Origin of the sequence: Dyella sp., assembly GCF_035685885.1 — a bacterium.
GTDB lineage: Bacteria > Pseudomonadota > Gammaproteobacteria > Xanthomonadales > Rhodanobacteraceae > Dyella.
In genome coordinates this window covers 1-9,151 of record NZ_DASRZX010000021.1, presented here as the reverse complement: position 1 = coordinate 9,151, position 9,151 = coordinate 1, and the positions used below count along the sequence as shown (strand labels likewise).

Here is a 9,151-nt window from a genome sequence, read left to right as displayed (position 1 = left end):
TCCTGGGCCAGCTGTGTGTTCACCGATTCGAGCGCAGCGAAGTGCCGTTCCTCGCGCTTCCACTGTTCGGTGACGTCCTCGACAAACACCAGGCTCAGGTCCGGTGCGCGGTAGGGGGCAACGCGCCAGTCGATGTAGCGGATGGCATCGCGCACCCGCATCGACAGCGTGCCACGCCAGCGCTTGCCCGCGGCCAGGTGTTCGCGCAGCTGCCCGAGCTTTTGATTTTCCGATGGTTCGAACGAGGCCCGCAGGCGGCTCTCCTCGATGGTGCCATCCAGCAGGCGAGCGAATGCTTCGTTGGCCTCGTGGATGGTCAGCGCGGAATCGATGACGGCGATCGGCGCCGCGGTGTTGAGGAAGATCTCCCGGAAACGCTCCTCGCTTTCCAGCAGCGCGTCTTCCGCCCTGCGCACGCGAAGCAGCGTGCGCAGCGTGGCCAGCAGTACGTCCGGGTCGACCGGATGCACCAGGTAGGCATCCGCCCCCGCATCCAGGCCGGTGATGAGGTCGCCCGTTTCGATGGATGCGGCGGAGACGTGGATCACCGGCAGCAAGCGCGTCTCCGGCTGGGCACGCAGCTGGCGCACGATATCGAATCCGCTCATGTCAGGCAGGTTCACGTCCAGGATCAATCCGGCGAACCCCTGCTGCGAAAGCAACGATAATCCTTCCGTGCCCGTGCCGGCCTCCATCACGGGATAACCGTGACGCTCAAGCACGCGCCGCATCGAATAGCGCGTGGCGGCATTGTCGTCGACGATCAGCAACGGGCTATGGTGCGGCATCGGCAGATGTCTCCGGAAGCTTGCGCGGCAATACGACAAAAAATACGGAACCCTCGCCCGCCTTGCTTTCCATGCCCACGTGCCCGCCCAGCAGTTCGGCGTAGCGCTTGCACAGGGACAGGCCAAGGCCCGTGCCGCGCAGCCGCTTCTGCAGGGGTGATTCCAGCTGGCTGAAATCCTTGAACAGGTCTTGCTGCAGGTCTTCAGGAATGCCGATGCCGGTATCCCGTACGGCGAAGCACACTTCGTTTTCGTTGAGGATATGCGCGGAAACGCGAATCGTGCCCTTGGGCGTGAACTTCAGCGCATTGGAAATGAAGTTGCGCAGGATCTGCGCCAGCTTGCGGTCATCGGTATAAAGCCGTGGCATGCCCTCGGGATCTTCGAAAATGAGGTCGGCCTCGGTGCTTTCGGTGATCGGGCGAAACATGCCGCGCAGCGCCGAAAACAGATCCATCATGTCGAACCATGCCGGCGAGATGGTGATGCGACCTGCCTCGATCTTCGCCAGGTCCAGCAGATCGTCGACCATGTCGCTCAACTCGCGCGCACCGGTGGAGATGAAGGCCACCTGCTTGCGCTGCTCGACGGTGAGCGGGCCATCCATCTCGTCGGTCATGAGCCGCGTCATGCTGAGGATGGAGCCCAATGGCGTGCGGAATTCATGACTCATGTACGACAGGAAGCGACTCTTCAGCTCGGACGCTTCGCGCAACTGCTCGGCCTGCTTGTCGAGCTCAGCATAGAGCGCGACGACGCCCAGGTTGGTTTCGTCCAGTTCGGAGCGAAGCGACTCGTTGTCCTGCCGCAATCGCTGCAGCTCGTCCTGCTGCTGGCTGGGGTCGATGGAGTTAGCCATGCATTCGCTCCAGGGCAATCACCACCACCGTCGCGTCGTCTCGGTTGCGGCTGAAATCACGGTGCAGCACGGCGGCGATGACCGCCGGATGCCGGCTGCTCAATCCCGGATAGTTCGCCATCCGCCAGCGCGACTGCAGGCCGTCGCTGTGCATGATGAGCAGCTGCCCGATGATATCGCTGAAATCAAACGCCTGGGCGCGCCGGAATTGCGAACCCACGATGCCGGGATGGGATGCCAGGCCGCGCGTACCCTGCGGGGACACCAGTCCTGCCGAAATATTGCCGATGCCGGCGAAGCGCATCGTGCCTTGCCCCAGGTCCAGCCTGGCGATCGCCACGGCGCCGCCACGCGTGCCCGTCATGCCCTGGTGTAGCTGGCCCATCAGGGCTGCCGGTTCGGCCAGTGGCTCGGACAGGAACGCATCCTGTGCGGCCACGGCTGCGATCGATGCCGCCTCGCCATGTCCCAGGCCGTCGACGACCATCACCGAGCACAGCGTGTGTTTCATCGCCAACGCCCAGCCATCGCCGCAGTAGTGCTCGCCATGAATGGGCAACACCACGACGCCGAAACGGATGTCGGCACTGCCCGGCGATTGCCGCGGATAGATCCGCGCCATCACCACCGAGCCGCGGTGGTCGGCATAGGCGTCCATCACCTGGGCTTGCCGCTGCACGGCGCCCAGTCCTATGCCATTCGTGCCGCTGGTGGAAAACCCATCTTGCAGGCAGGCCGCCAGGTCGAATCCCGGGCCGCGATCGACCGCGGTCAGCTCCACGCCCATGCCCTGGCGGCCAGGCGCCTCACGCAGATAAATGGAGCCGCCCCGGCCATGCTTGATCACGTTGGTGGCAAGCTCCGTGGCCACCAACGCCACGCGGCCGCTGTCGTTGTCGTCGAAGCCCAATTGCGTGGCCATTTGCAGCGAGCTTCGGCGCGCCTGGCCGACCTGGCTTGCCTCGTCGATCGCGATGGCCAGCCCTGGTGTCCCGCGCAGGCTCAGTTCCATTTGATGATGGTGATGCGAGTGCCTTCCCCTGGCGCGCTTTGAAGCTCGAACTCGTCGACCAGGCGCTTGGCGCCGGCCAGCCCCAGGCCCAGTCCGCTGCCGGACGTCCAGCCGTCCGTCATCGCCTGCTTGATGTCGGGAATGCCCGGGCCGTTGTCGCGGAACACCAGCCGCACGCCCGTGCGCGCGCCGCTGTCGATCACCGACCAGTCCATGTCGCCGCCCTTGCCGTAGATCACCGCATTGCGCGCCAGTTCGCTCACGGCCGTCACCAGCTTGGTCTGGTCCACCAGGCGCAGGCCGTGCTGCTGGGCGATTCTGCGCACAAGCTGGCGGCTGAGCACGACATCCTGCTCGCTTCGTATCGGGCACGTGCCGCTCTTGTCCGTAATCATTGGCTTTGCACGCTCTCTCTCAAGAGCCTCATGCCGCGCTCGACGTCGAGCGCGGTGCTCACTCCCGACAGGGTCAGGCCCAGCTCGACCAGGGTGATCGCCACCGCCGGCTGCATGCCCACCACCACCGTCTGCGCATCCATGATGCGCGAGAGGCCGGAAATCATGCCGATCATCCGGCCGATGAAGGAATCGACGATATCCAGCGCCGAAATATCGATCAGCACGCCCTTGGCCGAAATCTCGCTGATCTTGGTCGACAGGTCGTCCTGCAGGGTCATGGCGAGCTGGTCGTGCATGTCGACCTGGATGGTGACCAGCAGGAAGTCGCCCATCCGCAGAATGGGAATGTGGTCCATGGGATCAGCCGGCCTTCACCACGCTCAGGCCCGAACGCTTCAACGCCAGGGCCAATGCGTCGGCGAGGTTGGCCTTGGTCACGATGCCGCCAAGATCCAGGCCCAGATGCACGATGGTCTGTGCGATCTGCGGGCGGATACCGCTGATGATGCAGTCCGCGCCCATCAGGCGAATCGCCGTCACCGTCTTCAGCAGATGCTGCGCCACCAGCGTGTCCACGGTCGGCACGCCGGTGATGTCGATGATGGCGATCTCGGAGCCGGTCTCCACGATGCGCTGCAGCAGCGACTCCATCACCACTTGCGTGCGCTGGGAATCGAGCGTGCCGATCATCGGCAGGGCAAGCACACCGTCCCACAGCTTCACCACCGGCGTGGACAGCTCCAGCAGTTCTTCCTGCTGGCGCATGATCACGTCCTCGCGGGACTTCTGGAACGCACGAATGGTATGCATGCCCAGCGTATCGAGCAGCTCGGATATCGCCCAAAGCTCCGAGGTGAGCACCTGCGGGTCATGCTCGTAGGTGGACCGCAGCAGGTCGAACAAGGGACGCTTCAGTGAAAAGATGAAGTACGCCGTGTGGTGCGAGTCAAAACCCTGCAGCGCGCGACTGCGCGACAGCGACTCCAGGAATTGCCGCGAGTCGGCCCATTCGGACTTGGCGAGGTCTGCCGCATCACCAGTCGCCGAAGCGGCTACCAGCAGGCGCAGGAAATCCTTCGCCTGTACGGACACCTCCTCCTTGCTGATGCGGCTGTCGCGCAGCGCGCCGCCCTGCTCCAGGTTGCTGATCCAGCTCGCAAGCAGGGGCGCCTCGCCGTTGCGGATGGCATCGATGGTGGTCTGCTGCAGAATCGACATGCTTGTCTCCCACGGAATTCATTCATCATGGGTGAACCTGCGCTGCTTTGGAATAGCCGGTGAAGAAAACGTGGACGCCTTCAAATTTTGACAAAACCTTGACGGTTCACCGCTTATCGAGAAAGGTTATGGCCTTCCGTTTTGTCACTCGCGCAGCATGATCTCTCAACCTTCCCTCACTATTTTGCTGGTCGAAGATGACGATGGCATACGCACCATCGCCACCCTGCTGCTCGAATCGGAGGGTCACCAGGTGATCGCGATGGCCAACGGAGACCTGGCCTGCGAGTGGCTGAAGGATGAGCGTCCCGACGTGCTGTTCGCCGACATCAACATGCCTGGCGCCGTCAACGGCATGGAACTGGCGCGCCGCGCGCGCCTTGCCTACCCCAGCTTGAACATCCTGCTCACTTCCGGTGAAGCGGCGCCCGACCCTGCCTGGACCGCATCCGGCGGCCATTACCTCAACAAGCCTTATGATCGCCGCGCGCTGCTGGCGGCTCTCCAGGCGACGATCCAGTCCGCTGCCTGAGTCTTTCTAGATGCGCGGCGGCCCGCCGACACCTGTGGCGGTGACAATCTCCCTCACGCGCTGAAGCACCCAATCGTGATCTTCACGCGCGGCATCGCGCATCACTTCCTCGGCCAGCCCCGAGAACTCGTGCCAGAACAGCCGCGGCTCCGGATATTTGCGCGCCAGCGCGATGGCATAGCCCTGCAGGCGCTCGAGATCCTTTTCCAGGTAATAGCGATTCTTGGTCATCGAATGGCAAAAGACGTCGGCACGCTTGCAACATGGCGGGACCAGCGTCGTCGGCGTGTCGCGTATCCGTAATGTCGATCACGCACGGCCAATGAATTGAGCAGCAGCGAAGCGGAATTCAACGGGAGCAAAACAAGCGATGCACCTGAACGCGTCTTGCCGCGCACTTTACATTTGCGCTGCCACGCCCTCACGAACACATCGTCATGGTTCGCCAACATCACACGCCACGAGGGCACGACCATGAGCGAGCAAAGTCACGAAATCCATGTTCTCAACGATCTCATCGAAACCACCATCGACAGCGTCGATGGTTATGCCGAGGCCGCCAAGGATGCCGAGAACGCGCAGTTCCGCGACCTGTTCCTGAGTCGTGCAGCGGAACGTCGTCAGGTAGCCACCCGCCTGCGCGAAGCGGTACGCCAGGAAGGTGGTGAACCTGCCGACGACGGCACCGTGCTGGCCTCCGCACATCGCATGTTCGTCGGCCTGCGCAGCTCCATGAGCAAGGGCGACAAGGCCGTGATCGACGAGGTGGAGCGCGGCGAGGATCACATCAAGGCGAAATACGACGACGCCCTCAAGGACGACAAGCTGTCGACAGGCACCCGCCAAGCCATCCAGCTTGCCTATGCTTCCGTGCGCCAGGGACATGACCAGATGAGCGCGATCAAGCATTCGATGCAGTGAGCGGATGATCGTGCAATGAAGATGGCGGGGCCGCGCAGGCGTGCCCCGCCACTTTTTCGCGCAACCTTGATGTTCCCGCAGGAGCGCACCCAGTGCGCGATGGGACTACGCGACGCCTCTGCTCCGCAGGCCTTTCGCGCACTGGGTGCGCTCATGCAGAGGCAACGCCCCTCGCAACCTCCCGTCACATCAACGCATATGCGGCTGCTGATCAGGCGGCGGGATCGGGTCCTGCACGGGCACCGGTGGTGGTTCGGGATCGGTCATGGGCGGACGCTCCGGCGTCGGCAGCGGCGGCTCGGGCGCATGGGGTGGCTCTACCGGCGCAGGCGGCTGTGGCGGCGTCGGCGGTTTCACGGGATCAGGCGCGGGTGCGGGCACTTCGCCCGAGGGCACGGTGTGGTCATGCATGGCGCAATGCCTCTGTCGTTTGCGTGCAGCGCGAGCCTGTCGCCTACGCACTGAATGCCTTGCCTGCTTTGCGTGAATGTCGGTGTTCACACGCCGGTGGTGACCGCGCGTTGCGTAGCATTCATGCATGCACACGCAACCAAACCGATGCTGACTTGCAGCGCGAAATTTTGACCCGTCGGTCACTTTGCGGAGCGTAGCTCTCGTAGCGACATCAACGGAGGAGCGATCATGAAAACCCCAGTCGTCTTTACCGCTGCAATCATCCTGACCACCTACGGCGGCGCAAGCCTTGCGCAGACCGACAGCGTTCGACATACGCGCACCGTATGCGAGAACGTGCAGGTCAAGCAGGTCAATTCCAGCGATACGCATCGCGTGGCCGGCACGGCGATCGGTGCGGTAGCGGGCGGCGTGCTCGGCAACCAGGTGGGCGGCGGCAAGGGCAAGACGCTGGCCACGGTGGGCGGCGCGGTCGCCGGCGGCGTGGTGGGCAACCAGGTACAGAAGAACCATCAGGACAACAACGCCACCTACACCACCGAGCGCCGCTGTCACGAAGAAGACTATTGAGCTCGCGCCAGCCCCATCGATCCGGTTCACCTTGAGGAGCAAGGCATGAAGACTTCGGTATATGGCATGGCGCGTACGGCCGAACAGGCTGAAATCATCCTGCAGGAACTGCGGCAGGCAGGCTTCACCAACAACGATATCTCTGCACTGCTGCCCGACAAGCGCGGCACGATGGACTTTGCGCACGAGCACAACACCAAGGCGCCCGAAGGCGCTACCGCGGGCGGCATCACGGGCATGGGCCTGGGCGCGGCGGTGGGCTGGCTAACGGGGATTGGCGCGCTGGCGATCCCTGGCGCCGGCCCCTTCATCGCCGCGGGCCCGATCATGGCCGCCCTGAGCGGAGCCGCCGTGGGTACGGCGGCCGGTGGCCTGGTGGGTGGCCTGGTGGGCATGGGCATGCCCGAGTTCGAAGCCCGGCGCTACGATGCGAAGATCCGGGAAGGCAACATCCTCATCTCGGTGCACGCGGAGAGCGGCAAGCTGAAGGATGTCGCCAAGGATGTGCTCAAGCGCAACAATGCCGACGATGTATCCACCGCTTCCGAAGCGCGGGCGCCATGAGCGCGACGAGATGCCCCGGATTTCTGTACGGTTCCGGCCGTCGCCAACGGGGTTTTCACACGTGGCTCACGACGCCGGCGATTTGATCAACGCATTCATTTAGCACGACCACAGTGGGACCCGCCATGCACTCGAAAAAACGTCGATCCGGTTTCGTGATACTCATCGAGGACAATCGCCAGAACGCCCAGGCGACCGGCGAATACCTCGAAACCCAGGGATATACCGTCGATTACGCCTATGACGGCATCACCGGCCTGCACCTGGCGTCTTCCAACGATTACGACGCGGTCGTGCTGGACGGCGCCCTGCCCGGCATGGACGGTCTTGAGGTGGCACGCCGCCTGCGTGGCGAGCACAAGAGCAACACACCGATCCTGATGCTGACCGGGCGCAACACGCTCAACGACAAGGTCGCCGGCCTGGACATGGGCGCGGACGATTATTTGTGCAAGCCGTTCGACCTGCGCGAACTCAATGGCCGCCTGCGTGCGTTGATCCGACGCGAGCGTCGTCAGGTATCGCGCGAGATTCTCACCGTGGGTGATCTCAGCTTCGACACCGGCACGCTGGCCGTGACGCGTGCGGAGCAGCCACTGGTGCTGTCGCCGATCGGCTTGCGCTTGCTGGGTATCCTCATGCGCGAGTCGCCGAGGGTGGTGAGCCGCTCACGACTGGAGCGCGAGATCTGGGGCGAAGCCCTGCCCGACTCCGACACCTTGCGCTCGCACCTTTATATTCTTCGTCGCACGATAGACAAGCCGTTCGACAAACCGCTGATGCACACGCTGCCGACGGCAGGCTATCGTTTGGCTGACCTTCCCATGGCCAACAAGTCCAATCCGGCGACGCAAGCGGCCGCTGCCATCGCCTGAATTCCTGACACTTTCGATGCACGGCCATCGGTGAAAACCGATGGCCGTTTCATTTTCTGCCGAAGGAAAACAACCACACGGAGTTTCGACGCCCGCTGCACTTCGCACAACGCAAAGTGTCCATTACGGATGGCGCGACGAGCCAACCGCGGCATGCGGGCACGGCGGGCACCACTGGCCTGCTCGCCGCGTTATCCGACCACCGACCATGCGCACGTGTCCGCCGGGGCGAGCGACCCAGGCGACAGGCCCGCTGATCCGGCGAGACACTGAAGGGACTCTCACACCCAACGGACGATACCCACCCGTCGTCCGGGCTACAGAGAGGTATACGTGCGCATTGCCCAGATCTCCCCACTTTATGAGTCGGTGCCGCCACGCCTGTACGGCGGAACGGAGCGCATCGTCGCCTACCTCACCGACGCGCTGGTACATCGCGGACACGACGTCACCCTGTTCGCCAGTGCCGATGCACGCACGCGGGCGAAGCTCTATGCCACGCGCGAGCAGTCCATACGGCTGGATCCGCGACCTCTGAAATCGGACCTCGCGGCGCATCTGGCGTTGATGCATGAGGTGCAGCAACAGGCTGATCGCTTTGACGTGCTGCATTTCCACATCGACCTGCTGCACCTGCCTGCGTTCGAGGCCGTAGCCTCGCGCACCGTCACCACGCTGCACGGACGGCTGGATCTCACCGACCTTGCCGACGCCTACGCGCGCTGGCCGCAGTATCCGCTGGTGTCGATTTCGCGCCAGCAGCGCGCACCGCTGCCCGACGCCTCGTGGATCGCCACCGTGCCACACGGCATTCCCGCGGACCTCTACCGCGGGCACAGCCTCATGGGAGGGGGCTACCTGGCGTTCCTCGGACGCATATCACCGGAGAAGCGTCCCGATCGTGCCATTGCGATTGCGCGGCGAACCGGCATTCCGCTGCGCATCGCCGCCAAGGTCGATGCCGTGGATCGTGCGTACTTCCACGAACACATCGAACCCC

Annotated in this window: 14 protein-coding genes; 6 read left to right on the top strand and 8 right to left on the bottom strand. The window is 63.7% G+C overall.

Annotated features, from left to right (window positions below):
- The 6 genes from VFG49_RS03070 to VFG49_RS03045 form a co-directional block, all read right to left on the bottom strand.
- A partial coding sequence (locus VFG49_RS03070) for a response regulator (RefSeq protein WP_414649039.1) occupies positions 1–788 on the bottom strand: 788 nt, incomplete at its 3' end.
- Positions 775–1,647, bottom strand: a complete 873-nt coding sequence (locus tag VFG49_RS03065) for a sensor histidine kinase (protein ID WP_324858036.1) — start codon at positions 1,645–1,647, stop codon at positions 775–777. The genes VFG49_RS03065 and VFG49_RS03070, both read right to left, overlap by 14 nt.
- Positions 1,640–2,659 (bottom strand): ATP-binding protein, encoded by a 1,020-nt coding sequence (locus VFG49_RS03060; RefSeq protein ID WP_324858035.1) that lies wholly within the window; start codon positions 2,657–2,659, stop codon positions 1,640–1,642. Before VFG49_RS03060 ends, VFG49_RS03065 begins: the two co-directional genes overlap by 8 nt.
- On the bottom strand, positions 2,650–3,054 hold the full coding sequence (locus tag VFG49_RS03055) for an anti-sigma regulatory factor (RefSeq protein ID WP_324858034.1): 405 nt from the start codon (positions 3,052–3,054) through the stop codon (positions 2,650–2,652). The genes VFG49_RS03060 and VFG49_RS03055 overlap by 10 nt, the downstream gene beginning before the upstream one ends.
- A complete protein-coding gene (locus VFG49_RS03050) occupies positions 3,051–3,413 on the bottom strand; it encodes an STAS domain-containing protein (protein WP_324858033.1) in 363 nt (120 codons plus the stop codon). Before VFG49_RS03050 ends, VFG49_RS03055 begins: the two co-directional genes overlap by 4 nt.
- A gap of 4 nt (positions 3,414–3,417) precedes the next feature.
- Positions 3,418–4,275, bottom strand: coding sequence for an STAS domain-containing protein (locus tag VFG49_RS03045; protein WP_324858032.1), 858 nt, complete (start codon positions 4,273–4,275; stop codon positions 3,418–3,420).
- Between the two features lie 157 nt (positions 4,276–4,432).
- On the opposite strand from VFG49_RS03045, the gene VFG49_RS03040 reads away from it, so the two are divergent.
- Positions 4,433–4,807, top strand: a complete 375-nt coding sequence (locus VFG49_RS03040) for a response regulator (protein ID WP_324858031.1) — start codon at positions 4,433–4,435, stop codon at positions 4,805–4,807.
- Positions 4,808–4,813: 6 nt separating this feature from the next.
- Here the strand turns inward: VFG49_RS03040 and VFG49_RS03035 are convergent, their stop codons facing one another.
- Positions 4,814–5,038, bottom strand: coding sequence for a hypothetical protein (locus VFG49_RS03035; RefSeq protein ID WP_324858030.1), 225 nt, complete (start codon positions 5,036–5,038; stop codon positions 4,814–4,816).
- A gap of 96 nt (positions 5,039–5,134) precedes the next feature.
- Between VFG49_RS03035 and VFG49_RS03030 the strand changes: the two genes are divergently transcribed.
- Positions 5,135–5,728, top strand: a complete 594-nt coding sequence (locus tag VFG49_RS03030) for a PA2169 family four-helix-bundle protein (protein ID WP_324858029.1) — start codon at positions 5,135–5,137, stop codon at positions 5,726–5,728.
- 189 nt (positions 5,729–5,917) lie between these two features.
- On the opposite strand, the gene VFG49_RS03025 is transcribed toward VFG49_RS03030, so the two are convergent.
- Positions 5,918–6,139 carry a hypothetical protein gene (locus tag VFG49_RS03025; RefSeq protein WP_324858028.1) on the bottom strand — a complete coding sequence of 74 codons (222 nt, stop codon included), beginning with the start codon at positions 6,137–6,139 and terminating at the stop codon, positions 5,918–5,920.
- A gap of 231 nt (positions 6,140–6,370) precedes the next feature.
- Here VFG49_RS03025 and VFG49_RS03020 point away from each other — a divergent pair, with 231 nt between their 5' ends.
- The 4 genes from VFG49_RS03020 to VFG49_RS03005 form a co-directional block, all read left to right on the top strand.
- Positions 6,371–6,712, top strand: a complete 342-nt coding sequence (locus tag VFG49_RS03020; protein WP_324858027.1) for a glycine zipper 2TM domain-containing protein — start codon at positions 6,371–6,373, stop codon at positions 6,710–6,712.
- A 45-nt stretch (positions 6,713–6,757) separates the two neighbouring features.
- The gene (locus VFG49_RS03015) at positions 6,758–7,276 is read left to right on the top strand and encodes a hypothetical protein (RefSeq protein WP_324858026.1); all 519 of its coding nucleotides are present in this window, start codon (positions 6,758–6,760) and stop codon (positions 7,274–7,276) included.
- A 125-nt stretch (positions 7,277–7,401) separates the two neighbouring features.
- Positions 7,402–8,151, top strand: a complete 750-nt coding sequence (locus VFG49_RS03010; protein WP_324858025.1) for a response regulator transcription factor — start codon at positions 7,402–7,404, stop codon at positions 8,149–8,151.
- A 333-nt stretch (positions 8,152–8,484) separates the two neighbouring features.
- Positions 8,485–9,151: glycosyltransferase (locus VFG49_RS03005; protein ID WP_324858024.1), on the top strand; the 667-nt coding region annotated here is incomplete at its 3' end.